This window comes from Pseudomonas sp. GW821-FHT11D10, assembly GCF_058808435.1.
Genome location: NZ_JBXARR010000001.1, coordinates 672,194 through 698,617, shown reverse-complemented (window position 1 = coordinate 698,617; position 26,424 = coordinate 672,194). Strand labels below are relative to the sequence as shown.

Sequence of the window (26,424 nt, the reverse complement as noted above, 5' to 3'; positions counted from 1 at the left end):
GGTGACCAGACTACGCGGCAATTCTCACGGTTTTATTTCACACGCCTTACATGTTGGCCGTGCAGGATGGTTTTTTGGGACGGGGCTGGACGCAAGGGAGTGCGCATTCGATGAACCGGTGCAGGCAGCAGGGTTTTACGCTGATCGAGTTGATGGTGGTGCTGGTGATCATCGGCATCGCCAGTGCGGCGATCAGTCTGAGTATCAAGCCCGATCCGTTGCAGTTGCTGCGCAAGGACGCCGAGCGCGTGGCACAGTTGCTGCAGATTGCCCAGGCGGAGGCCCGCGCCGATGGCCGGCCGATTGCGTGGTTGAGCGATGGCAAGGGGTTTCGGTTCAGTCGGCGCAGTGACAGTGGCAAGGGTTTTGATCATTTCGATCGGGACCCGCAGTTGCGGCCGCGTCCCTGGCAGAGTCCGAAGCTGGAAGTGCGGGTGGAGCCGAAGCAGAAAGTGGTGCTGAACGCGGAGTGGATCAATCCGCCGCTGCAGTTGACGCTGTCTGACGGGCTCAATCGGTTGAGTGTGCTGCGCGATGCTTCCGGCCGGATTAGCGTGCAATGAACAGACAACAAGGTTTTACGCTGATCGAGGTGATGGTCGCGATTCTGTTGATGGCGGTGGTCAGTCTGATTGCCTGGAAGGGGCTGGACAGTGTCACCCGCGCCGACAGCCATTTGCAGGCCAGTGGTGAGCAGAGTGACAGCCTGTTGCGGGCGTTGAATCAAATGCAGCGGGATGTGGAGATGCGCGCCGGGATCGAGCTGACGGAGCCGAAGAAGGTCGGCACCGAGGATGAACCGGCGACGGCGCCGCCTGCCGTTACGGTGCGCAGCAGTGACAGCAAGGGGTTTCGGCTGGACATCATTCGTAGTGCGGCGGATCAGCCGGGAGCGTTGCAGCGGGTGCGCTGGTGGCTGAAGGGGGACACGCTGTATCGCGCGGTGGCGCCGGCGCGCAGTCGGTATCCGTTGCCGGCGCCGACTGCGGGGGTGGCGGTGTTGGGTGAGGTGAGTGATTTGCAGGTGAGGGTTTGGGAGGCGGACAAGGGGTGGCGGCAGTTGAGCGGGAATCGGCGGGAGGATCCGTTGGGGTTGGAGGTGCGGTTGACTCGGCAAACACCGCAAGGGCCGGAGAAGTACCGGCAGGTCATGGGGCCCTTGCAGTGATCAGCTGAGGACGACTACGCCACCCGGCAACTCGGTGCATTTGACGCCGTAGGCATCGCGGATCAGTGCACCTACACCGGCCAGTTGGTCGAGGGAGAAACGTGCCTGTACGCGGCGTTGGCCGAGTTCGCGATTGAGCAACAGCAACATGCCCGGACGATAGCGGTTGATCTCGTCGATCATCTGGCTGAGGGTCGTGCCGTTGAACACCAGCACCTGTTGGCGCCAGTTGGTTACTGCGGCCGTGTCGACGCTTTGCACAGTGCCGACCTGTTGCGCGTCATAGGTCAGTTGCTGGCCCGGTTCCAGGCGCAGGCTGCGGCCTTCAACTTCCACTTCTACTGCGCCATCGAGGCACGTCACGCATACCTGCTGATCAAGGTTACGCAGGTTGAACCGCGCCCTGCTCGCCCGCAACCAGCCGCCACCGGCCTGCATCGCCATCGGCAGCCGCGCGGTCTGCACTTCGACTTCGCCGCTGACCAGTTCAAAACCTTGCACGCCCTCATCCACCGAACGCTGGTTGATGCGGGTCTGGGTGTTCAGTTCCAGGCTCAAGCCATCGGCAGGTTCGACGCGACGTTGTTGGCCGACTTCGGTAATGTAATCCGCGCCAAGCCCGGAGAACCCGCCCGGGATCGTGCCACGCACCAGCAGGAACGCTGCCGACGCGGCAATCGCGCCGCCGAGAAACGCCCGTCGTCCAAACCGTCGTGGTGCCTGCGTCGCTTCCGCTGCCGGTTGCAGCAGGTGCCACAACGCCTTGCACTCTTCAAAGGCGCGGGCGTGTTCGGGGCTCTGGGCGCACCACTGACGCAGCGCTCGGGCGTCGGCGACCGTGGCGCGGCCGGAGGTCAGCAGGATCAGCCAGTCGCGGGCTTCGCTTTGCAGACGCTCGGCAGGCGTGGGCTCGGCAGGTGTCAGACGGAAGATGTTCAAAACGCACAGGTACTCGACGGGTTGATCGGGACACTCAATCGGAGCTTCATTCACTAGACGGTTTTCCGGCCCCGCGACCGAACCGCTGAAACACTTTTCTTTCCAGTTTGGCCGCGCAGTGTCCGAGGGCGGCCTTGATTTCCTTCTCGACCATGCGCGTGGAGATGCCGAAACGCTGGGAGATTTCCAGGTGCGGCGCTTCTTCCAGCCGTGCGGCGATGAAGATCCGGCGGCGCCGGGCCGGCAGCTCGTAGAGGGCGCTGAGCAGGGACTGGATTTCCTTCTGGCCGCCGACCACGCGCATCGGGTCCAGCGCTTCGTCGCTGACTTGCAGCAGTTCTTCGACTTCACTGCCGGTGAGCAGCCGCGCATCGGCCTGGCGGCGGTCGGCGGCGATGTTCAGGGCCATGCGATAGAGGTAGGCGTTGGGCCGCAGCAGGTTCGGCGGCGCTTCCATGCGGTCGACCCGCAGGTAGGTTTCGTGCAGCACGTCGTTGGCCAGGTCCTCCGAGCCGAGACGGCGTCGCAGGCGCACCCGAAAGTCCTCGTAGGACGTCAGGAACAGCTGGACCATCGAACTTTGTCCGGCGTCTTTCATCCCCCGGAAACTCCTTCCCATTGTGTGCATTCCATGCGCTTTCCTGACGATTCGGGTAACAACAGCAACGTGACTGGCTGGCGCAATGCGCCGGGTGTCGGCCGGTCGATTTTGAGCGTGTGAAAACTGTCTACCAGCGCTGCATCGCGCCGAACATCGCCGGTGGTGGTGACCAACCGGTTGTGCTGCACCACGCCGTCGCGGCCGATCCACAGCTGCAACACCGCGCGAAAACTGCCGGGCCGGGTCAGCGGCGAGCGGCACAGGTTGCGTTCAATCGCGGCCTGCACCGCCGTGGCGTAACTTCGGTTGACCGCTGCGCTGGCGGGGGTCGGTTTCTCCGCCGGCATCGGCACTTCCTCGACTTGCGCAACCTGCAAGGTGAACGCGTCGTCGCGGCTGTACTTGGCCATCAAACCGCTGCCGCCGAGCATCCGGCGCAACGCTTCGGCGGCGGTGAATTCGCCATCCACCGCCAACGAGCGTCGACCGCGACTCAACTGGCTGTCGACCAGCACCGCCATGCCGGTGGCGCGGCTGAACTGATCGAGGGCGCGGGCCAGCTCCTGGGCCGGGATGTGCAGCGTCATGCGCATCGTCGCCGGCATCGGGTTGGCGCTGGCGCGGCTCAGAAACAAGCCAAGCAGCAGCCCCAGACAGAGCTGGCGCATGAGCGCTGAGCGCACAACATCCTCCCTGGCACGGCCTCGCTGCACGGCTGATGTATCCCTGAAAACCGTCATCCTGAGGGCTGTTTATGAATCTGGTGTGACGGCCACTGCAAAAAAACCATCACGGGATCGGCGCCGCCGTTGCACTAGACTCTTGAGCTAGAGCGGCCCCTTAGGGCCGGCCAGGAGGCAGGCATGAAATCAGTCTGGAAAGTCGTCTTCGGCGGGTTGTTGCTGACGGTGTTGGGCGGTGCACATGCGGAGGAACCGCTGGGCTGCGTTGAAGTGACGGTGGGTGGCTACAAGGCGCCGAATTACGATTGCCTGAGCCAGCAGATGGGGAACAACCCCGACGGCGCGGCGGCTGCGCAAAAAAATCAGGAAGCGATGAATGTGCCGATCAACAAGCGGCCGCCGAATCAGGTGGGGCTGGCTACGCCGGCAGCAACGAGTACTCGGATGGGCAACACGTTTGGTACGTCGGTGAAACCGCAGCGGCCACCGGTGAATCCCGGCGCTTCACCGCTGCTGGGCAAGTGATCAGTCGCTGGGAATCTGCCGGAAGCTCACCGCCAGGCGATTCCAGCTGTTGATAGTGCTGACAGCCATGGTCAGGTCCACCAGTTCCGTCTCGTTGAACTGTTCCCGCGCCTGCTGGTAAACATCGTCAGGCACCCGGCTATCCGCCAGCAGCGTCACCGCCTCGGTCCAGGCCAGTGCGGCCCGCTCGCGCAGGTTGAAGAAGCCGCTGTCGCGCCAGACCGCGATGGCGTACAAGCGTCGATCCGTTTCCCCTGCCCGCCGTGCTTCCACCGAATGCATGTCAGTGCAGAATGCGCAGCCGTTGAGTTGCGAGGCGCGGATCTTGATCAGGTGCAGCAGCGGCGGTTCGATGCTCAGGCTGCTGGTCAGCGCTTCCAGGGCAATCATCGCTTTCATGGCTTTGGGTGAAGCGCTGTAGTAATCCAGACGCGGGGACATGGGCGGGCCTCGGGCAGCAGAAGAGTGATTTCACGGTAAGCGCTGGCTCGGCAAGGTTACAGCCCCAATTTCACGAAAAAACGGCAGACCACTGAACCGGAGGCCAATTCACGGTTTTTCGACCACGCAACTTCTGCCCCGCCCGCATTCGGGAGTAATCTGGCCGGCACACTCAATCGCCCGGAGAGCCCCCTCGGTATGGAACTTCATGTCGTGATCAACGGCCGCAAGGACCTGGCCGGTCAGTTGTACCAGCAACTGCGCGGCGCCATTGAATCCGGGCGTCTGGCCGCCGGCACGCAGTTGCCGCCCAGCCGTTTGCTCGCCGAGCAATTGGGGATTTCACGCAAGACCATTTCCGACACTTACGCGCAGCTCACCTACGAAAACTTCCTCACCGGCGTGATCGGCAAAGGCACTTACGTCAACGCCCGCTCGACCCCGGTGCAGCGCAAGCAAAGCCATTCCGAGCTGGCCAGTTCCGAGGTGATCGAGAGCTGGCGCAATCTGCCGGTGTTTCTGCGGCATCCGACGCTTGAGGGTTCGCTGCGCTATGACTTCATCGGCGGCGCCACCAGCAAGGGCCAGTTTCCCCAGGATGACTGGCGCCGCTGCGTCTCTCATGCGCTGCGGCAGATGGCCAATTCCAAAGGGTTTTACAGCGTGCCTGAAGGCCTGCCGGCGCTGCGCAATGCGATTGTCCGGCACATCGCGTTTTCCCGTGGCGTGAACTGCCAGGACGAAGACATCGTGGTCTGCAATGGCGCGCAACAGGCGCTGGATCTGATCACCCGGGTGTTGATCCGCCCCGGCAGTCTGGTGGCGATGGAAGATCCCGGTTACCCGCCGGCGCGGTTGCTGTTCGGCACTCATGGCGCCACCGTGGTCGGCGTGCCGGTGGATGCCGAGGGCATTCAGGTCGAGCGGATTCCCGAGGGCACGCGGCTGATTTACGTGACGCCGTCGCACCAGTTTCCGCTGGGCATGCCGATGAGTCAGGCGCGGCGCGAAGCCCTGCTTGAGCGGGCCCATGAGCTCGGCGCGATCATCATCGAGGACGACTATGACAGCGAGTTCCGCTACGAGGGCCGCCCGACAGATTCGCTGCACAAGCTCGATCAGCGCGGCATCGTCGCCTACGTCGGCACTTTCTCGAAAACCCTGTTGCCGGAGCTGCGGCTCGGCTACGCGATCCTGCCGCCGGCGATTCTCGAGGCGGTGATTCGCGCCAAGCAGCTCACCGACCTGCACGCCTCTACCCTGCCCCAATGGGCGCTGGCCAAGTTCATCGCCGAAGGCTGTCTGCTCAAGCACATCCGCCGCTGCCACACCATTTATGCCCAGCGCCGCGAGCGGATTCTGGCGCGCATGGCCACCGATCTGTCGCCGTGGCTGGAAGCCGTGCCGCCCAGCGCGGGGTTTCACATGGCGGTGTTCTGCAAGGTGCCGATCGACTTGCCGCTGGTGATCGAACTGGCGAAAAAGGTCGAAGTCGGGCTGTACGCCATCGACGGCTTCTATTACCAGCAGCCTGCAAGAAGCGGGATGTACTTCGGTTTCGGCGCCATCGAGACGCTGGACATCGACATCGCGCTCGACCGCCTGCGCGACATTCTGCAACAGGTCGTTGGGTAGATTGGTCTAAACGTTTAACCGCCGATTGGTTATTGGTGATCCGGGGGTGCAGGCCTATCCTGCACAAGCGTTATCCCTCAATGAGCAGGATTCGTCCGGCCTGATTCAGGAGTGTGAGCAATGTCCAACGAAGTGATCAACACCGTACAGGTGCAGGCTGCAGCCGGCCGATCGGAGGAGCTGGGCAAGCAGTTGCAGAAGATCGTCGAAACCCTGCGCGAAACGCCGGGCTGCGATTCCTACATGGTCGACCGCTGCCCCGAGGACAGCCACCGCTGGACGGTCAGCGCCCGCTGGCAGTCGGAAGCGGCAATGCAGGCGCATTTCAATCGCCCGGAAGCCCAGGGCTTCATCGACCTGATCGACAGTCGTCTGGCCAATAGTGTGGATTTCAACTCTTTTCCTATCGTCTGATCCGACATCTTCGTCGGAGCGCCTTCGCGAGCAAGCTCGCTCCCACATTTGAATGCGGTTGAATGTGGGAGCGGGCTTGCTCGCGAAGGCGTATTCACAGGCGCTGAAATTTCAAGAATTGGTCACCCGAACTTCCCGAATATTGGCCGTTTGAATACCCCGGCCCGCGGACTACTGTGATTACCGACTCCCCCACTTATCAGGTGATCACCATGAAAGTCCTGCACTTGCTTGCCGCCCCGCTCGCCGCTCTGGCCCTCACCATCAGCGCTTCGGCACTGGCCCACGGTACCGATGCCCCGTCCGAGAAAATCTCGGTGCTGCAGGATCAGATGCTGAAAAACGTCCCCGGCAAAAAAGCCATGATGATCGAAGTCGACTACAAGCCCGGCCAGTCCTCGATCGCCCACAAACACGACGGCACCGCCATGGCCTACGTGCTCGAAGGCGAGATCGTTTCCCAGGTCAAGGGTGAGCAACCGATCACCTACAAGAAGGGCCAATATTGGTACGAGCCGGCCGGTTCCGAGCATTTAATCTCAAAAAACGCCAGCAAGAGCAAACCGGCCAAGTTGCTGGTGTTCATGGTGCTGTCGCCCGACGAGAAAGTGTTGATCCCCCTGGAAAACTGATTGCTGTTACGTCAGCCATAAATAAAAACGCTCAAATCGTCGATTTGGGCGTTTTTAATGCTGACCGCAATTAACCTGCCCGGCTTACAGCAAATCAAACTATTGGTCTCCTGATAACTTCGCTGATTGGTCGTTTCATAAAACCGCCACAGGTTTAGTCTGATTCAACTGCCGCAAAGAGTGGCAACTTAAACTTTCCGACTGAAGTTGTTTCACGGGAGAAACACCATGAAACCTGTGTTCGCCAGCACTCTGTTCATTTCACTGCTGACACTGACGGCCTGCTCGGTACCCACCGCGCCCAAAGCGGTATCGTCGCTCGACACCTTGCTGCCCCACCCGGTTGGCCGCAGCCATATGACCACCGTGAAGGCCGGCCCGGGCGTGTCGCTGGGCGTGATTTACAGCCCGAGCACCCAGACCAACCGCGACTACCTGCGCAACTACCAGGCCAACGCCGGCACCGGCTTCGGCCAGAGCTTGCTGGTGCAGCCGATCCACGACGCCTACGTCGCAACGTCGAAACCGGACATGGCGGTGGATTGGGTCAAAGCCTCGCTGCAACGCCAGTTCGGTTCGGTCACGGTGTACCCGGACATGCAGAGCCTGCGCGCGGCCAACCCGGACGTGGTGGCGATCGTCGACACCCACAGCCAGTTGATTACTTCGCGCAGCTCGGACGTCAAGGCGGATGTGAGTGCGGACTTTTATGACGGGAAGTTCAACTATATCGGCACGGCCCAAGGGACGGACGCCAGAGCCTTGAGTCCGTTATGGGCGGACTACAAACGTTCGGAAGATATCGTGGCGGATATTAATGAACAGCAGAATGTGCAAGTTCGGGCGCTGCAGAAGTTTGACCAGTCGCTCAGTAATTTATTGACCAGGTCGGCAGGTAATGTGTCGATGCTTGAGAGTAATCAAGTACATAAGTTGCAGTGACCACAAAACTGTCAGAAATAAAAAAGCCCCCGCATCTCACAATGCAGGGGCTTTTTCATTCAACGGTTACTCAAGCAAGCTCAAGCTCCGCAGTCGCCGCAGCAGGCACGACCGCCTGGCCGCTCAGCGCCACGTCGTTCAGCTCGCGGTTGGCCACCGCGTACATGGCGTAGTCGGTGCCGCTGGCGGCACGGATTTCCACCAGCATGGCGCGCCAGCGTTCGATCATGGCGTCGTTCTGCTTCATCCACAGTGCCAGACGGGTTTCCACGTCCGAATCACCGCCGCCCGCTTGCAGAACGGCGATGGTGATCGCGCGCTGCTGCCAGTCGACGTCGTCGCGGAACGCTTCGCGGGCCAGGGCCTGCCAGTTGTTTTCAACCGGCAGGGCGCTGATCTGCGAAATGTACCAGGTGATGTCCAGCGCGCTGCCCACGGCGAAGTACGCCTTGGCCACTTCGGCTGGATCCTGACCGGTCACGTCGGCCGCTTCGATGATCGGCAGCAGCGTGTAGAGGTGGGTAGTCCCCGCCACCATACGCGCCAGCAATTCCGGTACACCGGCGGCGACGTACGCCTGATAACGCTCTTGCCAGTTTTCGCGGATTTCGCCGCTCAGCAGCTCGTCCAGCTTCAGGCCCAGCTCTTTCAGGTGCGGACCGAAATGTGCGACGTCACGGGCAGCGTTCTGCTCGTTGCGGCGGGCACGCAGGAACCAGCGCGTAGCGCGACGGCCCAGACGCATCAGCTCGTCCATCAGTTCCAGCTGCACATCAGCGGAAACCTGATAGTCCAGCGCTTCGATCTGACGGAACCAGTGCGGGAGGTGGAAGATGTCGCGCACGATCACGTAAGCGCCCGCCACGTTCGCCGGGGTCATGCCGGTCGACTCTTTGAGTCGCTGAACGAAGGTGATGCCCATGTGGTTGACCAGATCGTTGGCGATCTGGGTGCTGACGATCTCGCGCTTCAGGCGGTGACGACGCATGGCTTCGGAGAACTTGCTGACCAGAGTCGGCGGGAACGCCGTTTCCATGTCGCGGGTCAGGTAGTCGTCGTCCGGCACCAGGGAGCCCAGCAGCTGCTCCTTGAGGTCGATCTTGCTGTACGAGATCAGCACCGACAGTTCTGGACGGGTCAGGCCATGGCCTTCGGCAACGCGTTCGGCCAGTTGCTCTTCGGTCGGCAGGAACTCGATGGCGCGATCCAGCTTGCCACGGCCTTCCAGGTCGCCCATCAGACGTTTGTACTCGGCGATGCGCGCATAAGCGCGGCGGGCCGCCAGGGACAGGGCCTGAGTCTGCTTGTAGTTGTTGCCCAGCACCAGACCACCGACTTCGTCGGTCATGCTCGCCAGCAACTGGTTGCGTTGCTTGTCGGTCATGTCGCCGGCCTGAACCACTTCGTTCAGCAGGATCTTGATGTTCACTTCGTGGTCGGAGCAGTCCACGCCACCGGCGTTGTCGATGAAGTCGGTGTTGGAACCGCCGCCATTGAGACCGAACTCCACACGACCCAGTTGGGTCATGCCGAGGTTACCGCCCTCGCCCACCACTTTGCAGCGCAGTTCGTTGCCGTTCACGCGCAGTGCATCGTTGGCCTTGTCGCCGACATCGGCGTGGCTTTCGGTGCTGGCTTTGACGTAAGTACCGATACCGCCGTTCCACAGCAGATCCACCGGCGCCTTGAGCAAGGCGTTCAGCAGTTCGGTCGGGGTCAGCTTGTCGGCCTGGATGTCGAAGCGCTCTTTCATCTGTGGCGAGATGGCGATGCTCTTCGCGCTGCGCGAGAAGATGCCGCCGCCTTCGGACATGATGCTGGTGTCGTAGTCGGACCAGGCCGAACGCGGCAGGTCGAACATGCGCTGACGCTCGACGAAGCTGGTGGCCGGGTTCGGGTTCGGGTCGATGAAGATATGCATGTGGTTGAACGCGGCAACCAGTTGCAGCTTGTCGGACATCAACAGGCCGTTACCGAACACGTCACCGGCCATGTCGCCCACGCCGACTACGGTGATGCTGTCTTCCTGGACATTGATGCCGCGCTCGCGGAAGTGGCGCTGAACGCCAACCCACGCGCCTTTGGCGGTGATGCCCATTTTCTTGTGGTCGTAACCGGCCGAACCACCGGACGCGAACGCGTCACCCAGCCAGAAGCCGTAGTCGATGGCGATGCCGTTGGCGATGTCGGAGAAGGTTGCAGTGCCCTTGTCCGCCGCGACCACCAGGTACGGGTCATCGTCGTCATGACGCACGACGTTGGCCGGCGGTACCAGTTTGCCGTCCTTCAGGTTGTCGGTGATGTCCAGCAGACCCGAGATGAAGATGCGGTAGCAGGCGATGCCCTCGGCCGCGATTTCGTCACGGCTGCCGCCCAGTGGCAGGCGACGTGGCAGGAAGCCGCCCTTCGCACCCACCGGCACGATGACCGAGTTCTTCACTTGCTGGGCTTTCACCAGGCCGAGGACTTCGGTACGGAAGTCTTCTTCACGGTCGGACCAGCGCAGACCACCACGAGCAACGTTGCCGAAGCGCAGGTGCACGCCTTCGACGCGTGGCGAGTAAACGAAGATTTCGAACTTCGGAACCGGTTTCGGCAGCTCAGGGATCAAGTGCGGATTGAACTTGAAGCTGAAGTACGACTTGTTCTGGCCGTTGGCGTCGGTCTGGTAGAAGTTGGTGCGCAGGGTCGCTTTGATCAGGTCCAGGTAACGACGCAGGATGCGGTCTTCGTTGAGGACTTGAACGTCGTCCAGCGCGGTCAGGATCGCCTGTTCCAGACGTTGTTGCTTGTCGTCCAGATCATCGCTGCCGAGCTTGCGGGCCAGGTAGAAACGGGTCTTGAACAACCGGGTCAGTTCGCGAGCGATGTCGGTGTGGTTGTTCAGGGTGCTGGCAATGTAGCCGAGGTCGAAGCCCAGGCGGATCTGCTTCAGGTAGCGGGCGTAGGCACGCAGCAGCGCAACGTCGCGCCATGGCAGGCCGGCGGTCAGCACCAGACGGTTGAAGGCATCGTTCTCGGCATCGCCACGGACGATGTGGACGAACGCGTCCTGCAGGGTGTCGTTGAGTTGCTGGATGTCCAGGTCCAGGCCTTCGGCGGCGGTGAACGCGAAGTCGTGGATCCAGAACTCGCGGCCGTTGGTGTGACGCAGACGGTACGGGAATTCACCCAGCACGCGCAGGCCGAGGTTTTCCAGGATCGGCAGTACGTCGGACAGTGCCAGCGGGGTATCGGCGTGATACAGCTTGCAGTGCAGCTCGCGTGGGCCGGAGGCCAGCGGCTGGTAGAAGCTCATGGCCAGCGGCTTCTTCTCGCTCAGGTTGAGCAGGTGCTGCATGTCGACCACGGCCGAATGCGCAGCGAAACGCTCGCGGTAACCGGCCGGGAAGCCTTTCGGGAAGTCGGCCAGCACGTTGGTGCCGTTGGCTTCGCCGAAGGTTTCGACGGTCAGGGCGGCGTAGTCGTCCTGCCAGCTGCGGCAGGCCTGGATCACTTCGTTTTCCAGTTGCAGCGGGTCGATGTCGATACGGTTTTTCGGGTCGACGCGCAGGATCAGTTGCACGCGGGCCAGCACGGACTCGGAGAAGAAGGTCCAGAATTCGCAGTCGGAGGCTTTCAGGCGCTCCATCAGCACTTGCTGGATTTTCTGGCGGACTTCGGTGGAGTAGATGTCGCGCGGCACGTAGGCCAGGCAGTAGCAGAAACGACCGTACGGGTCTTTGCGCAGGAACACGCGGATCTTGTTGCGTTCCTGGATCTGCACGATCGACATCACGGTGCTGAACAGTTCGTCGACCGGAGTCTGGAACAGGTCGTCACGCGGCAGCACTTCCAGAACCTGAGCCAGTTCCTTGCCCAGGTGAGCCTTGGCCTGGAACCCCGAGCGACGCTCGATTTCCTCGACCTTGCGGCGGATGAACGGGATGACACGCACGCTTTCGCCATACACCGACGAGGTGTACAGGCCCATGAAGCGGTGTTCCTTGATCACTTTGCCGTCGGCGTCGAGTTCGCGGATCGACACGTAATCCGGGTAGGCCGGACGGTGTACGCGGCTCGGGTGCGCGGCTTTGGCGAACGACAGCAGCGTCGGTTCGCGCAGGTAGGCAACGGCGTAGTCTTCGATGCGCAGCTCGTCATAGGTCATGCCGGTGCGCAGCAGTTTGGTCAGGCCGAGGAAGGATTCCTTGTCGTACTTGATGTGGCCGCCATCCAGCTCATCGGTGACCGTGAATTCTTCGTAGCCGAGGAAGGTGAAGTGGTTGCCCACCAGCCATTCCAGGAAGCTCTTGATTTCGTTCTTTTCGTCGGCATCGACGGCGAATGCGCTGTTATCGAGCTTGGTGAGGATTTCCTGCACCTTGGCCTTCATCGGCTCGAAATCGGCGACCGCGACGCGGACTTCACCCAGGACCTGTTCCAGTTCCTTGGTCAGCACATTCAGTTCGGCCGCGTTGGCGCAACGGTCGATTTCCAGGTACATCAGCGACTCGTGCAGCACGCCTTCGCCGGTCGCACCTTTTGGCAGGATTTCCAGCAACTCGCCCTTGCTGCCACGACGCACGCTCAGCACGGTGGTCTGCAGGGTATGGATGCTGTAGCCGCGACGGTTCAGCTCGGTACGCACCGAGTCCACCAGGAACGGCAAGTCATGGTGCAGCACTTCGACCGCGGTGTGGGTCGACTGCCAGCCGTGACGTTCGTAATCGGGGTTGTAGACGCGCACTTGCGGTTGCGCGTGATCGAAGCGCTCAAGCAGGCGCCACGCAGAAAGAGTACAGCCAGCGAGGTCGGAGAGGCGACGTTGGGTCAGCTCGTCCAGGGAAATGATGCCGAAGAATTGTTCAGCGAACAGCGCCACTTGTGGCAGTGCCTGTTCACTGATGTGCTGCGCCAGTGCCGCTTGCAGTTGGTGCTGGAAGTCGGCTTTGCTGGCTGCGGTGAAGAACGCCATCTGTGGTACTCCGCTTGGGCTTGTTATTGATGGAAAGCGTCGCGTACAAAACCCCTTTCGGGGCGTTCCGTCGCCCTGTTCCTGATTCTCGGGCAGAGGAAACAGGGTGACAGGTGGGTGAAGCTGGACGAGACACTCAGGTCACATTCACCTTCCATGAATGGGCATCTGCAAAAACGACTGCCCGGCGCCGCTCGCGGGGCCATGACAATGCCTTTACGGGTGCTCATCCGTTGCGCAGCTTAATGGGTGCGACAATGTGTCTGCTTGCGGTGCTGCGACATATTCGGTCATTGGCACGTAAACCAAGGCTTGCGCATCGGTAAACACTAGCATCCATGGGGCGGAACGCCGGTCTGAATGCCCGTTTTTACGGTACAGGCGTGCCGGAAATGACCATTGACCTGTGTCGCGTTCACGACACATCCTCTGACACTCTCACATGCAGAAATTCCCGGGGGCTGGCAGAATCGCGCCCAATTGCGACCAACAAGCCCGCCGAGGCAGGAATTCCCCATGCAAATGACCACCGCCCTTTTGATCGTCAACCCGTGCGACGACGAAGAAGACAACATGGCCATGCTCTGCTGCCACAGCGACAAGGGCGACATGTTCCTGATGAGCCGCTACCCGGACGAGGACGAGCTGGAGATCACGCTGGATGGCGAGCCGTCGACTCTCGATGGCGTCAAGGTCACCCTGACCAAGACCCTGCTGAAGATCGAAATCGCGGCAGCGGATGCCGATGCGTTGAATGGGGATGATGTGCTGGAAATCACCTTCAACCCGGACATGGTGGATCTGGCTGAAGTCGAGGAAACCCTGAAGAACATTCTTGATGGTACTGGCACCTTTATCAGCCAGATTTGATGGTGTCTGGGCCGGCCCTTTCGCGAGCGAAAGGGCCCGAAAGAACACCGCACCTCCCCCGCCCTACAAAATTCCAACAATTGCCCCGGTCATTTCCCGCACTTTGCGCAAAATGCCGTTAGTCGCCACCCCCTGCGATGGATTAAAGTAACGCCCCCAGCCCCGGCGTTATCCGAACGCCTGTGGCCACCCTTTCCAGGAACAGTCATCGATGGAACATCGTGAAGCGCTGCTGGCGCTGCGAACCTTTCTTTCAACGCAGATTCTCGGCCAGGAAAAACTCATCGAGCGCTTGCTCATCGCCCTGCTCGCCGACGGCCACATGCTGGTCGAGGGCGCTCCGGGTCTGGCCAAGACCAAAGCGATCAAAGAGCTCGCCGAGGGCATCGAAGCCCAGTTCCATCGCATCCAGTTCACCCCGGACCTGCTGCCCGCCGACATCACCGGCACCGAGATCTATCGCCCGGAAACCGGCAGCTTCGTGTTCCAGCAAGGCCCGATCTTCCACAACCTGGTGCTGGCGGACGAAATCAACCGTGCCCCGGCCAAGGTGCAATCGGCGCTCCTCGAAGCCATGGCCGAACGTCAGGTCAGTGTCGGGCGCAGTACTTACGAGCTGTCGCCGCTGTTTCTGGTGATGGCCACACAGAACCCGATCGAGCAGGAAGGCACCTATCCGCTGCCCGAAGCCCAGCTCGACCGTTTCCTGATGCACGTGAAAATCGGTTTCCCCGACGCGGCTGTCGAACGCCGGATCCTGCAACAGGCCCGTGGCGAAGCCCTGAACGGCGAAACCAAGCCTGAGCGCCGGGTCAGCCAGCAGGCGATCTTCGCCGCGCGCAAGGAAATCCTCGGTCTGTACATGGCGGACGCCGTGGAGGAATACCTGGTGCAACTGGTCATGGCCACGCGCAACCCGGCCAAGTTCGACCCGGAAATGGCCGAGTGGATCGCCTACGGCGCCAGCCCCCGCGGCTCCATTGCCCTCGACCGCTGCGCCCGCGCCCACGCCTGGCTGGCCGGTCGCGACTTCGTCAGCCCGGAAGACATCCAGGCTGTGCTGTTCGACGTGTTGCGTCACCGCATCATTCTGTCGTTCGAGGCCGAAGCCGCTGGCATCGACCAGGATCGGGTGGTGCAACGGATTCTCGACGTCGTAGCCGTCGCTTGACCCCGATGAACGCCTCCCTGCCGTCCGAACCGGGCATCCGCATCAGCCTCGCCGAGCTGATCGAGATGCGTCACCGCGTGCGCGAAGTGCAGCTGTTTTCCACGCCGAGCCAGCGCAGCCCGCTGATCGGCCTGCACCACTCGAAATTTCGTGGTCGTGGTGTGGACTTCGATCAGGTGCGGGTCTATCAGGCCGGCGACGACGTGCGCACCATCGACTGGCGCGTCACTGCGCGGACGCAAGAACCGCACACCAAACTGTTCCATGAAGAACGCGAACGGCCGATTTTCATCATGGTCGAGCAAAGCACACGGCTGTTCTTCGGCTCCGGCCTGATGTTCAAGTCGGTGCTCGCAGCGCAGGCTGCGGCACTGATCGGCTGGGCCGCGCTGGGTCACAACGACCGGGTGGGCGGACTGGTGTTCGGCGACAACGAGCATTACGAAATCAAACCGCGCCGCAGCAAGCAGAGCCTGTTGCAACTGCTCAACCGCTTGGTCAAGGTCAACCAGTCGCTGCACAGCGAGCGGGAGCCGGATCGCGATGCGTTTGGCGTGGCGTTGCGCCGGGCCCGCGAAGTGCTGCGACCGGGCAGCCTGGTGATCGTGATCTGTGATGAGCGCGCACTGTCCGACAGCGCCGAGCAGCAATTGAGCCTGCTGTCGCGGCATTGCGATTTGCTGATGCTGCCGCTGTCCGATCCGCTGGATCACGCCCTGCCCGCCGCCGGGCTGCTGAGATTCGCCGAGCGCGGCGCGCAGCTGGAACTCGACACCCTCAACTTCGACCTGCGCCAGACCTACCGCGCCCAGGCCGAAGCGCGGATCGCCCGCTGGGAGTTGCTCGCGCAGAAACTGCGCGTGCTGCTGATGCCGTTGAGCACACAGAGCGAAATGGTCGAACAGATGCGCGAATTCCTTAACCCGCAGCGTCCGGGGAAAGGTCGATGAACGGCCTCGAACAACTGCAACCGCTGATCTCCCCGCCACCGATTGCCTTCTGGCCGCCGGCGCCGGGCTGGTGGCTGCTGCTTTTGCTGCTGCCGGTAATCGGTTTCGCGATCTGGCGTCTGCGACGTTTCATTCCGATCAAGAAAAAACCGATCGTGCGCGCCGAACTGCCGCTCGACCCGGTGCGCATCGCCGCACTCGCCGAACTGGCGCAGATGCCCAAACCCTACGACGGCGCCCCGGCCGGTGCCTGGCTGCAGCAACTCAACGGCCTGCTCAAGCGCCTGTGCCGCAACCACTATCCCTACAGCCAGAGCCATACCCTCAACGGCCGCAAATGGCTGGCTTTTCTCGACAACCGTTGCCCCGCCGCCGGCCTGACCCGCTGGATGGTGCTCGTCGAAGGCGCCTATAAACCCGAGTGCAAGCTCGACGACAAAGCCATCGCCGGTCTGACTCAGGCGGTCGACACCTGGATCCGCAAACATGTTTGAGTTCGCCTGGCCGTGGATCTTTTTGCTTTTGCCGCTGCCGTGGCTGATGCGCCTTGTGCTGCCGGTGGCCGACAGCGGCGAGCCAGCGTTGAAAGTGAGTTTCCTGGGAGACCTCGAAGGCCTCGCCCGCCGCCGCGCCCGAGCCAATCTGCCAGCGTGGCGCCAGCAGGCGCCGTTCATGCTGCTGTGGTTGTTTCTGCTGATCGCCGCCGCCCGCCCGCAATGGCTCGGCGAACCGCTGCCGATTGCCGCCAGCGGTCGTGATCTGCTGGTGGCGGTGGACGTGTCCGGCTCAATGGATTTCCCGGACATGCAATGGAACGACGAGGACGTCAGTCGCCTGTCGCTGGTTCAGCATTTGCTCGGTGATTTCCTGGAAAGCCGCGATGGCGACCGCGTCGGTCTGATCCTGTTCGGCAGCCAGGCCTACCTGCAAGCGCCACTGACGTTTGACCGGCGCACCGTTCGGGTCTGGCTCGATGAAGCGCGGATCGGCATCGCCGGCAAGAACACCGCGATTGGTGACGCCATCGGTCTGGCCCTGAAGCGCCTGCGCATGCGTCCGGCCCAGAGTCGGGTGCTGATTCTGGTCACCGACGGCGCGAACAATGGCGGAGAAATCGACCCGCTGACCGCCGCAAAACTGGCCGCCAGCGAAGGCGTGAAAATCTACCCGATCGGCATCGGCGCCGATCCCGAAGAAAGCGGCGCCACGGCATTGCTGGGCGGCAACCCGACTCTCGATCTCGACGAACCGGCACTCAAGGCCATCGCCGAGGTCACCGGCGGGCGCTATTTCCGCGCTCGCGATGGCCAGCAACTGCAAGCGATCAAGGACACCCTCGACCAGCTCGAACCGGTGACTCAGCAACCGACCCAGGCCCGTCCGGCGCAGGCGTTGTATCAGTGGCCGCTGGCGTTCGCCCTGCTGCTGAGCATTCTGCTGGTGGCCCGTGTGTTGTGGCCGGACAACCCGCTGCAACGGCTGTTCACCAAGGAGCTGTATCTGCAAAGCCCCCTGCCTGACTGGCGCGACCGCCTCAAGCGCCTGCGTTTGCGGAGGCGTCGATGATCGCCCTCTGGCCGCACTGGTTCCGTCCCTGGTGGCTGTTGCTGCTGCCGGTGCTCGGCTGGCTGATCTGGCAGCTCTGGCACCGGCAGAAACGCGCGGGTCGCTGGCAGATGATTCTGCCGCCGGCCTTTCACGCCACGCTGCTCAGTGGCGGCAGCGGTCGCGACAGCAAACTGCCGTGGGTCGCCCTGAGCGTGGCCTGGCTGCTGACGATTCTGGCGTTGCTCGGGCCGAGCTGGGAGCGGGTCGAACAAACCAGCCAGAAACCCGCCGACCCGTTGGTGGTGGTGCTGGAACTGACCCCGGAAATGCTCGCCACCGATTCGCCGCCAACGCGACTGGAACAGGCCCGGCGCAAGCTGTTCGACCTGCTGAAAGTGCGCAGCGATGCCCAGACCGCCATCGTCGTTTACGCCGGCAGCGCCCATACGCTGGTGCCGCTGTCGGATGACCTGGCGACCAGTCGCAACCTGCTCGACGCGCTCAAGCCCTCGCTGATGCCGGAAAGCGGCCATCGCGCCGATCTGGCAGTGGGCAAGGCGCTAGCGTTGCTCAAGCAGGGTGCGCTGGGTCAGGGGCGGATTCTGCTCATTGGTTCTTCGCTGTCGGAAGAGGAACGCCAGGGCATTCGTCATGCGCTGAGCGGCCAATCGGCGCAGTTGTTGATGCTCGGTGTCGGCACCGCCGAGGGCGCGCCGATTGCTCAGGAGGACGGGAGTTTCCTCAAGGATGAACAAGGCGCGATCCGGGTGCCGCAACTTGACAGCCCGGGTCTTGGCGCGTTCCTCAACGCGGTCGGTGGCGAGTACCGCAGCGCACGGCTGGATGAATCCGATCTGGGCGACCTCGGCCTGCTCGATGGCCCGCGCAGCCTGCGCGACGATGGCCAGACCGTGCGCCTCGACACCTGGGCCGATCAGGGTTACTGGCTGCTGTTGCCGCTGTTATTGCTCGCCGCGTGCGCCGGACGACGTGGCTGGCTGTTTTGCCTGCCATTACTGCTGGCATTGCCGCAACCGAGCTATGCCTTCGACTTCGAAGACCTGTGGCTGCGTCCCGATCAGCAAGGCCTGCATCTGCTCAAGCAGAAGCGCCCGGCCGAAGCGGCGAAGCATTTCGAGGATCCGCAATGGCAAGGGGTGGCGTTGTACGAGGCCGGCGACTACAGTGGCGCCGCTCAGCATTTCGCCGAGGGCAATGACGCCCACGCCCACTACAATCGTGGCAACGCCCTGGCCAGAAGCGGCGAGCTGGAAGCGGCTCTGGACGCCTACGAACAGGCCCTGGAACGCCAGCCGGATCTGCGCCCGGCGCTGACCAACAAGGCGCTGGTGGAAAACCTGCTGAAACAGAAAAACGCCCCGCCGCCGGCCGAACCGCAAGACAAACCGGCGCAGCAAAACATTCCGGGCGATGAACCACCGCCACAGACCGCACCACCACCAGCGGTCAAAAGCGAGACGCACAGCGAGCCGCAGACCGGTGAGTCCGCCAGCGAGCCGCCGCCGACCACCCCGCCGTTGCCGGGTGCCAATGAGCTGCCGGACAGCGAACCGGGCGAGGAACAGAATACTCCGCCGCTGCTGCGCCCCAATGAGGACAACCTCGAAGGCGAGCAACAGCAAGCGCTGGAACAATGGCTGGGCAAGATCCCGGATGACCCGGGCGAACTGCTGCGACGCAAATTCTGGTACGAACAGCAACAACATCAGGATCAGGAAAACATTCGATGACCCGTTTCACCGCTCTCTTGCTGCCCCTGCTGATCTGCACGGCCACCGCCCAGGCGGTCGAGCTGACGGCCAGCGTGGATCGCAGTCGCCTTAACTCCGGCGAGACGGTCGAACTCACCCTCGAATCCAACGATGTCACGCAGTTCGGCAAACCGGACCTGAGCCCGCTGGAGCCGCTGTTCGAAGTGCGAGGCACGCGTCAGGTCAACCAGCTGAACACGCTCAACGGTGACAACCGCGCCACTACTCGCTGGATCATCACATTGCTGCCCAAGCAGAACGGCAGCGTTGAAATCCCGCCGCTGAAACTGGGCGACGTCGAGAGCCAGCCGATCACCGTGCAGGTGATCGAGAGCGACACCCGCGAAGAAAACAATGCCCGCGAACCGGTGTTCATCGAAGCCAGCCTCGACCAGACCAGCGTCTACGTGCAGGCCCAGGCCATCCTGACGTTGCGCATCTACCATTCGGTGTCGCTGTACGACGACAGCAGCCTGACGCCGTTGCAGATCGCCGACGCGCGCATCGAGCAATTGGGCGACATGCGCACCTACGAAAAAGACATCAACGGTGTGCGCCATGGCGTTATCGAAATGCGCTATGCGATCTATCCGCAGCACAGTGGATTGCTGAGCATCGCCCCGCAGACCTTCAGCGCCACACTGGTCGACACCCAGCCCTCGCAGGACGCCACAGCGCAGGGGCCGAAGCCGGGCAAGCTGATGCGCGTCAGCTCCAGCGCCACGTCGCTGACGGTCAAACCGAAACCGATGACCTACCCCAGCGACGCACCGTGGCTGCCGGCCCGCAGCCTGAGCCTGAGCGAGAGCTGGAACCCGGAGCCGGAACACACCCAGGTCGGCGACTCCCTGACCCGCAGCCTGACCCTCAAGGTCGAAGGCCTGGCCAGCTCGCAACTGCCCGCCCTGCCCGCCACCGAAGCCAACGGCCTGCGCCGCTATCCGGATCAACCGGTGCTGAACAACCAGAGCAGCGACCGCGGCCTGATCGGCAGCCGTGAAGAACGCGAAGCACTGGTGCCGAGCCGCAGCGGCTCGATCGAATTGCCAACGGTGGACGTGGTCTGGTGGAACACCTTCGAAGATCACCTGGAACACACCAGCCTGCCGGCGCGCACCCTGCAAGTGGCGAACAACCCGAGCCTGCAAGTCGACACACCGGCGGGCAACGCACTACCGCTCAGCGCGGCCGACAGCGAAGCCTTGTGGTGGTGGAAACTCAGCACCTTCGTTTTCGCCTGCACCACCCTGCTCGGCTTCGGCCTCTGGTGGCGTGCCCGCTGGCAGCCGGCAATCCTGCGCGCCGCGCAAACCGGCCCGAGCCCGCGCACCCTGCTCGACGACATCAAACGCGCCAGCCAGGCCAACGACCCCCACGCCACCCGCCAGGCCCTCGACGCCTGGGCCCGCCAGCAACCGGAAACCCTTGCGGATATGGCGGCGCGGTTTGTGCCGTTGTCGGATGCGCTCGATGGGCTGAACGGAGCGCTCTACAGCGAGACCGGGCAGCATTGGCAGGGAGAGGATCTGTGGCGAGCAATCCGGACGATTCCGACGGCGGAGCGGGTGCAGGATCCGGTCGGGGACAGCGGGTTGCCGCCGCTTTATCCGAAGTAGTTGCAGTCCAATAGAAGCTTTTGCCCGTAAACTCTCTTCTTTTTTCGCCGCGCTTTTTTCCTGCGGCCATCACCTCTTTATATTGCGGAGTCAGCCTTGCGTCTGTTTCACACCTCCGACTGGCACCTTGGGCAGAACCTGCACGGCCAGGAGCGCGATTTCGAGCACGCCTGTTTTCTCGAGTGGCTGCTGCGCCAATTGAAGCTGGCGCAGCCGGACGTGCTGCTGATCGCCGGCGACATCTTCGACACGGTCAATCCACCGGTCAAAGCCCAGGAACGCCTTTACGATTTCATCGTCAGCGCCCACGAACAGCAGCCGTTGCTGACCATCGTGATGATCGCCGGCAACCACGATTCCGGCTCGCGGATCGAGCTGCCCGCGCCGTTGATGCGGCGTTTGCGCACCCATGCGCTGGGCCGGGTGTTGTGGCTGGATGACGGGCAACTGGATGCGGAACGTCTGTTGTTGCCGCTGCCGAATGCTTCCGGCGAGATCGCCGCGTGGTGCCTGGCGCTGCCGTTCCTGCGGCCTGCCGAAGTGACCGGCGCGCATCTGGGCGACAACTATTTGCGTGGCATCGGTCAGGTGCACGAATGGCTGATCGAAGCGGCGAATGCCAAGCGCCAGCCGGGCCAGGCACTGGTCGCCATCAGCCACGCGCACATGGCCGGCGGCTCGGTGTCGGAAGACTCCGAGCGCAGCCTGATCATCGGCAACGCCGAAGCCCTGCCCGCCAGCCTGTTCGGGCCGAGTATCAGCTACGTCGCCCTCGGCCATTTGCACAAGCCGCAGAAGGTCAACGGTGAAGAACGAATTCGCTACAGCGGTTCGCCGATCCCGTTGTCGTTTTCGGAAATCAGTTATCAGCATCAGGTGCTCGACGTCGTTCTGGACGGCGAAACCCTGGTCAGCGTCGAGCCAATGCTGATCCCCCGCTCCGTCAATCTGCAACGCCTCGGCCCTGCGCCGCTGGCGGAAATCCTGCTGCAACTGGCCGATCTGCCGAACATCGACCTGCTGGCCGAAACCCAGCGCCAGCCCTGGCTCGAAGTGCGGGTGCGCCTCGACGAGCCACAACCAGACTTGCGCCATCAGGTCGAAAGCGCCCTGCAAGGCAAGGCTGTGCGACTGGTGCGGATCGCCGCCGAATACGCCGGCAACCGGGGCGCTGACGGCGCCGAGGACGGCAGCGCGCTGATCGAACTGGACCAGCTCACACCGCAGGAATTGTTCAGCCGCGCCTGGCTCGACAACTACGGCAGCGAGGTCGACGAGCAAACCCTCAAGGACTTCGCCGAACTGCTGCAAGACGTACAGATGGAGGGCGAGCAGCCATGAAGATTCTCGCCATTCGCCTGAAAAACCTCGCCTCGCTGGCCGGCCCGTTCGAGATCGACTTCACCGCCGAACCGCTGGCCAGCGCCGGCCTGTTCGCGATCACCGGCCCGACCGGCGCCGGCAAAAGTACTTTGCTCGATGCCCTGTGCCTGGCGCTGTTCGGCGCCGTACCGCGTTTGAACAACACCGGGCGTGACGCCAAGGTGCCGGACGCCGACGGCGAAATCGCCACCGGCGACCCGCGCACCCTGCTGCGTCGCGGCACCGGTGAAGGTTTTGCCGAAGTGGATTTTGTCGGCGTCGATGGCCGTCGCTATCGCGCGCGCTGGGAAGCCAACCGCGCCCGGGAAAAGGCCGGCGGCAAGTTGCAGGCCAGCCGTCAGAGCCTGCGCGACATCGATCAGGATCAACTGCTCGCCAGCCAGAAAGGCGAGTACAAGACTCAGCTCGAAGCGGCGCTGGGCCTGAACTTCGAACAGTTCACCCGCGCCGTGCTGCTGGCCCAGAGCGAGTTCAGTGCGTTCCTCAAGGCCGACGACAACGACCGCAGCGAACTGCTGGAAAAGCTCACAGACACCGCGCTCTACACCCGCCTTGGCCGTCGCGCGTTCGACAAGACCAAAGAGGCCCGCGAAGCCCACAAGCAGTTGCAGGATCAGGCCACCGGCGTGACCCCGCTGGCCCCCGAGGCCCGCGCCGAACTGGACGAGCGCTTCAATGCCGCCCAGCAACAACTGAAGTTGCAGCAGGCGCAGCTCAAGCAGATCGAGCAACAGCACGACTGGCTCAAGGAACTGCTGCGGCTGCAAGACTCGCAACAAGCCGCCGCCGAACAACTTCGCAGCGCCGAGCACGAACGGGAGTCGCTGGGCGGTGAGCGTCTGAAACTCACCCGCCTGGAACAACTTGCCCCGCAACGGCACCAGTTCGCCCGCAAAACCGAACTGGATGCACAGCTGACGCCACTGGCCGCACAGATCCACGCGCATACCCAACAGCAAGGCGAACTAGCTGAGCGCCAGACGCGACTGGAGCAGGATCTCGCCGCAGCGCAGATCGCCCTGACCCAGGCGCAAACGCAGCAAAGCGAAAGCGCGCCGCTGTTGCGTCAGGCGTTCGAGGAGCAAAGCACTCTCGCCCGCCTCGCCAAGGATGTCGCGTCCGGCGCCGAAGCGAAGCTAATCGCTGAGCAAGCCTGCGCCCAAGGCCAGAGCACAATCCAGACCCTGCTCGATCAACAGAAACAGGTCGCCGAACGCTTGCAGCGAATTGCCGCCGATCTTGAGCAAAGCGCTCATCTGGCACCATTGAGCGAAGCGTGGAATGCCTATCGCGACCGCTTGCAGCAACTGATGCTGATCGGCAATCGGTTGAACAAGGGCCAAAGCGAACTGGCTTCTCTCGAAGAAAACGCCGCCCGCACCACCGAAGCGCTCGCCACGCAAAAGCAGCAGCTGGAAGTGCTGTTCAAGGAGGCCGGCGCCGAACCGGATGCCGTCGCCGAGCAGATCGGCATCCTCGGCACTCTGTTGCAGGACAACCGCAAGCAACTGCGCGCCATCGAAGACCTGACGCGCCTGTGGGCCAGTCAGCAGGAGCTGGACAAGCGCAGTGCCGAGCTGCAACAGCGTCAGCTCGACGCGCAACAGGAGCGCGAGCGCCTGACCCTGGACGGGGTGAAGACCAAGTCCGAGCTGGCCGTCGCCGAACAGACCCTCAACGTCACCCGTGAATTGCTTGAGCGTCAGCGTCTTGCCCGCAGTGCCAGTGTCGAAGAGCTGCGCGCGCAGTTGCAGGACGACCAGCCGTGCCCGGTTTGTGGCAGCAACGAGCATCCGTATCACCAGCCGGAAGCCTTGCTGCAGAGCCTCGGCCGTCACGATGAAAACGAGCAGGCCAGCGCGCAGCAAGCGGTCGATCAGTTGAAGGAGAAACTGACCGAGCTACGTGCCAGTGTCGGTGGCGTGATTGCCCAACAGAAAGAGTTGCTGCAACAGCAGGAACAACTGGCCGCACAACAGCAAACGCTGACGCCGAGCATCGAGGCGCATCCGCTGGCGGCATCGTTGCTGAATCAGGACAGTGACAAACGCGCAGCGTGGCTCATCCGCCAGAATGAACAACTGAACCAGAGCATCACCCAGGACGAACAGCGCCAGTCCGCCCTGCTCACGCTACAACAGGATGCGGCGCGCCTGACCCAGCAATTGCGTCAGGCCGAGACGGCGCACCAGCAAGCGTCGCAGCACCTGAGCAATCAGCAGCGCGAGCTGAGCGCTGACCGCCAGCGTCTGGACGAAGAACTGGCGGCCTTCGCCACACTGCTGCCGAGCGACACCCTCGACGCTTTGCGCGCCGAGCCGGCCGCGACCTTCATGCAGCTTGACCGACAGATCGCTGAACGTCTGGCGCAAGTCGATCAGCAGAAGGAAGAGCTGGCCGAACAGCAACAACGCCAGCAGACACTTGAGAAAGAACAGGATCGCCAACAGGGCCGTTTGCAGCAGCTGCAAAACGCTGAACAGCAGCTCAACGCGCTGACCGGGCAACAACAGGCCAGCCAGGAAAAACTGGCGCAATTGCTCGGCGATCACACCTGCGCCGAGCATTGGCAGCAGCAACTGGAACAGGCCGTGGAACAGGCGCGCAACGCCGAATCCACGACGACTCAGGATCTGCAAGGCGCGCGTACGCAGCTCGTGCAAATCGCCGCCGAACTCAAAGCGCAGCAGGAGCGTCTGCAAGCGCTGGAAAGCGAAGACCGCGATCTGGCCGGCAAGATTGCCGACTGGCGCGCTCGCCATCCGGAGCTGGATGACGGTGGCCTCGAAGACCTGCTGCGGGTCGATGACGCGCAAGTCGACGAACTGCGCCAGCGCCTGCACCTCAATGAAAAGTCCGTTGAACAGGCCAAGGTGTTGTTGCAGGAACGCGATCAGCGCCTGCTCGATCATCAGGCCCAACACAACGGCAACCTGGATGCCGAACAACTCGCCAGCGCCCTCGCCGACCTGCAAACCCAGTGCACGGCCAGCGAACAGCAATGCGCCGAACTGCGCGCCGAACAAGCCGAAGACCAGCGCCGCCAGAACGCCAATCAGGCGCTGGCGCAGCAGATCGCCGACGCCTATGCCGAGTATCAGCGCTGGGCGCGGCTCAATGCGCTGATCGGCTCGGCCACCGGCGACACCTTCCGCAAGATCGCCCAGGCCTACAACCTCGACCTGCTGGTGCATCACGCCAACGTGCAGCTGCGGCAACTGGTCAAGCGCTATCGCCTCAAGCGCGGCGGCAGCATGCTCGGCCTACTGGTGATGGACACCGAAATGGGCGACGAACTGCGCTCGGTGCATTCGCTGTCCGGTGGCGAAACCTTCCTCGTGTCGCTGGCCCTCGCGCTGGGCCTGGCCTCGATGGCGTCGAGCACATTGAAGATCGAATCGCTGTTCATCGATGAGGGCTTCGGCAGCCTCGATCCGGAATCCCTGCAACTGGCCATGGACGCCCTCGACGGCTTGCAGGCGCAGGGCCGCAAGGTCGCGGTGATTTCCCACGTGCAGGAAATGCACGAGCGGATTCCGGTGCAGATTCAGGTACAGCGCCAGGGCAACGGTTTGAGCACACTGGAGGTGAAATGAACACGCTGTATTCCTTCCGCCGTTGCCCGTACGCGATGCGGGCGCGGATGGCCCTGCGTTATTCGGGCGTGCCGGTTGAGATCGTTGAAGTCAGCCTGAAAGCCAAACCGGCGGAGATGCTGGCGATCTCGCCCAAGGGCACGGTGCCGGTGCTGGATGCGGGCGGTCAGGTGATCGATGAGAGCCTGGAGATCATGCGCTGGGCGCTGGCGCAGAATGATCCGGATGACTGGTTACTGGGTGGCGATTCAAGAATCGCCGAATTGATCGAAGCCAACGATCAGGTGTTCAAGGTTCACCTGAATCGCTACAAGTACGCCGAGCGTTATCCGGAACAACCGATGGAGTTTTATCGCGCAGAGGGTGCGCTGTTCCTCCAAAAGCTCGATGACTTGCTCGAGGGCCGCGATTACTTGTTGAGCGGGCATCCGAGCCTGGCCGATATCGCGCTGTTGCCGTTCGTTCGCCAGTTCGCTCACGTTGATCGTGACTGGTTTGCGCAGACGCCTTACGTGCGGTTGCAGGCCTGGTTGCAGCGGTTTCTGGAGTCGGAGCTGTTCACCGGCATCATGAAAAAGTAG

At 62.6% G+C, this 26,424-nt stretch carries 22 protein-coding genes; 17 read left to right on the top strand and 5 right to left on the bottom strand.

Annotated features, from left to right (window positions below; all coding sequences use genetic code 11):
- The first annotated feature begins 110 nt into the window (after positions 1-110).
- Entirely contained in the window at positions 111-563 is a 453-nt protein-coding gene (gspH, locus tag AC1RT4_RS03445) for a type II secretion system minor pseudopilin GspH (protein WP_011334577.1), read from the top strand.
- Entirely contained in the window at positions 560-1,168 is a 609-nt protein-coding gene (locus AC1RT4_RS03440; RefSeq protein WP_207982988.1) for a type II secretion system protein GspJ, read from the top strand. The genes gspH and AC1RT4_RS03440 overlap by 4 nt, the downstream gene beginning before the upstream one ends.
- Here the strand turns inward: AC1RT4_RS03440 and AC1RT4_RS03435 are convergent, their stop codons facing one another.
- From AC1RT4_RS03435 to AC1RT4_RS03425, 3 genes are read right to left on the bottom strand one after another with little or no spacing between them, the layout of a single operon-like run.
- Positions 1,169-2,107: a FecR family protein gene (locus AC1RT4_RS03435; protein WP_236195457.1), complete on the bottom strand. Its 939-nt coding sequence runs from the start codon at positions 2,105-2,107 to the stop codon at positions 1,169-1,171.
- 46 nt (positions 2,108-2,153) lie between these two features.
- The gene (locus AC1RT4_RS03430) at positions 2,154-2,705 is read right to left on the bottom strand and encodes an RNA polymerase sigma factor (protein WP_011334580.1); all 552 of its coding nucleotides are present in this window, start codon (positions 2,703-2,705) and stop codon (positions 2,154-2,156) included.
- Positions 2,702-3,376, bottom strand: a complete 675-nt coding sequence (locus AC1RT4_RS03425) for an STN domain-containing protein (protein ID WP_493084446.1) — start codon at positions 3,374-3,376, stop codon at positions 2,702-2,704. The genes AC1RT4_RS03430 and AC1RT4_RS03425 overlap by 4 nt, the downstream gene beginning before the upstream one ends.
- Before the next feature lie 195 nt (positions 3,377-3,571).
- On the opposite strand from AC1RT4_RS03425, the gene AC1RT4_RS03420 reads away from it, so the two are divergent.
- Complete coding sequence (locus tag AC1RT4_RS03420; RefSeq protein WP_493083535.1) at positions 3,572-3,916, top strand: hypothetical protein; 345 nt, start codon at positions 3,572-3,574, stop codon at positions 3,914-3,916.
- Here AC1RT4_RS03420 and AC1RT4_RS03415 read toward each other — a convergent pair whose 3' ends face one another.
- On the bottom strand, positions 3,917-4,357 hold the full coding sequence (locus tag AC1RT4_RS03415) for a carboxymuconolactone decarboxylase family protein (protein WP_007959341.1): 441 nt from the start codon (positions 4,355-4,357) through the stop codon (positions 3,917-3,919).
- Positions 4,358-4,555: 198 nt separating this feature from the next.
- On the opposite strand from AC1RT4_RS03415, the gene pdxR reads away from it, so the two are divergent.
- The 4 genes from pdxR (at position 4,556) to AC1RT4_RS03395 (ending at position 7,980) form a co-directional block, all read left to right on the top strand.
- On the top strand, positions 4,556-5,992 hold the full coding sequence (pdxR, locus tag AC1RT4_RS03410) for a MocR-like pyridoxine biosynthesis transcription factor PdxR (protein ID WP_493083533.1): 1,437 nt from the start codon (positions 4,556-4,558) through the stop codon (positions 5,990-5,992).
- Between the two features lie 120 nt (positions 5,993-6,112).
- Positions 6,113-6,406, top strand: coding sequence for a putative quinol monooxygenase (locus AC1RT4_RS03405; protein ID WP_007959339.1), 294 nt, complete (start codon positions 6,113-6,115; stop codon positions 6,404-6,406).
- Positions 6,407-6,618: 212 nt separating this feature from the next.
- Positions 6,619-7,038: a cupin domain-containing protein gene (locus tag AC1RT4_RS03400; RefSeq protein ID WP_273901101.1), complete on the top strand. Its 420-nt coding sequence runs from the start codon at positions 6,619-6,621 to the stop codon at positions 7,036-7,038.
- A gap of 228 nt (positions 7,039-7,266) precedes the next feature.
- The gene (locus AC1RT4_RS03395; protein ID WP_493083530.1) at positions 7,267-7,980 is read left to right on the top strand and encodes an ATPase; all 714 of its coding nucleotides are present in this window, start codon (positions 7,267-7,269) and stop codon (positions 7,978-7,980) included.
- 70 nt (positions 7,981-8,050) lie between these two features.
- On the opposite strand, the gene AC1RT4_RS03390 is transcribed toward AC1RT4_RS03395, so the two are convergent.
- Positions 8,051-12,937: an NAD-glutamate dehydrogenase gene (locus AC1RT4_RS03390; RefSeq protein WP_493083528.1), complete on the bottom strand. Its 4,887-nt coding sequence runs from the start codon at positions 12,935-12,937 to the stop codon at positions 8,051-8,053.
- Between the two features lie 516 nt (positions 12,938-13,453).
- Here AC1RT4_RS03390 and AC1RT4_RS03385 point away from each other — a divergent pair.
- From AC1RT4_RS03385 to AC1RT4_RS03340, 10 genes are all read left to right on the top strand, one after another.
- Positions 13,454-13,807, top strand: coding sequence for a hypothetical protein (locus AC1RT4_RS03385; RefSeq protein WP_007959333.1), 354 nt, complete (start codon positions 13,454-13,456; stop codon positions 13,805-13,807).
- A gap of 211 nt (positions 13,808-14,018) precedes the next feature.
- Complete coding sequence (locus AC1RT4_RS03380; protein ID WP_007913915.1) at positions 14,019-14,978, top strand: AAA family ATPase; 960 nt, start codon at positions 14,019-14,021, stop codon at positions 14,976-14,978.
- Positions 14,979-14,983: 5 nt separating this feature from the next.
- A complete protein-coding gene (locus tag AC1RT4_RS03375) occupies positions 14,984-15,928 on the top strand; it encodes a DUF58 domain-containing protein (protein WP_007959332.1) in 945 nt (314 codons plus the stop codon).
- On the top strand, positions 15,925-16,422 hold the full coding sequence (locus tag AC1RT4_RS03370; RefSeq protein ID WP_007959331.1) for a DUF4381 domain-containing protein: 498 nt from the start codon (positions 15,925-15,927) through the stop codon (positions 16,420-16,422). Before AC1RT4_RS03375 ends, AC1RT4_RS03370 begins: the two co-directional genes overlap by 4 nt.
- Positions 16,415-17,494, top strand: a complete 1,080-nt coding sequence (locus tag AC1RT4_RS03365) for a vWA domain-containing protein (RefSeq protein ID WP_493083525.1) — start codon at positions 16,415-16,417, stop codon at positions 17,492-17,494. The genes AC1RT4_RS03370 and AC1RT4_RS03365 overlap by 8 nt, the downstream gene beginning before the upstream one ends.
- Positions 17,491-19,227 carry a tetratricopeptide repeat protein gene (locus AC1RT4_RS03360; RefSeq protein WP_493083523.1) on the top strand — a complete coding sequence of 579 codons (1,737 nt, stop codon included), beginning with the start codon at positions 17,491-17,493 and terminating at the stop codon, positions 19,225-19,227. Before AC1RT4_RS03365 ends, AC1RT4_RS03360 begins: the two co-directional genes overlap by 4 nt.
- Positions 19,224-20,864, top strand: a complete 1,641-nt coding sequence (locus AC1RT4_RS03355; protein ID WP_262161759.1) for a BatD family protein — start codon at positions 19,224-19,226, stop codon at positions 20,862-20,864. Before AC1RT4_RS03360 ends, AC1RT4_RS03355 begins: the two co-directional genes overlap by 4 nt.
- A gap of 96 nt (positions 20,865-20,960) precedes the next feature.
- Complete coding sequence (locus AC1RT4_RS03350) at positions 20,961-22,205, top strand: exonuclease SbcCD subunit D C-terminal domain-containing protein (protein ID WP_007959327.1); 1,245 nt, start codon at positions 20,961-20,963, stop codon at positions 22,203-22,205.
- Positions 22,202-25,843 carry an AAA family ATPase gene (locus AC1RT4_RS03345; RefSeq protein ID WP_493083520.1) on the top strand — a complete coding sequence of 1,214 codons (3,642 nt, stop codon included), beginning with the start codon at positions 22,202-22,204 and terminating at the stop codon, positions 25,841-25,843. The genes AC1RT4_RS03350 and AC1RT4_RS03345 overlap by 4 nt, the downstream gene beginning before the upstream one ends.
- Entirely contained in the window at positions 25,840-26,424 is a 585-nt protein-coding gene (locus AC1RT4_RS03340; RefSeq protein WP_493083518.1) for a glutathione S-transferase, read from the top strand. Before AC1RT4_RS03345 ends, AC1RT4_RS03340 begins: the two co-directional genes overlap by 4 nt.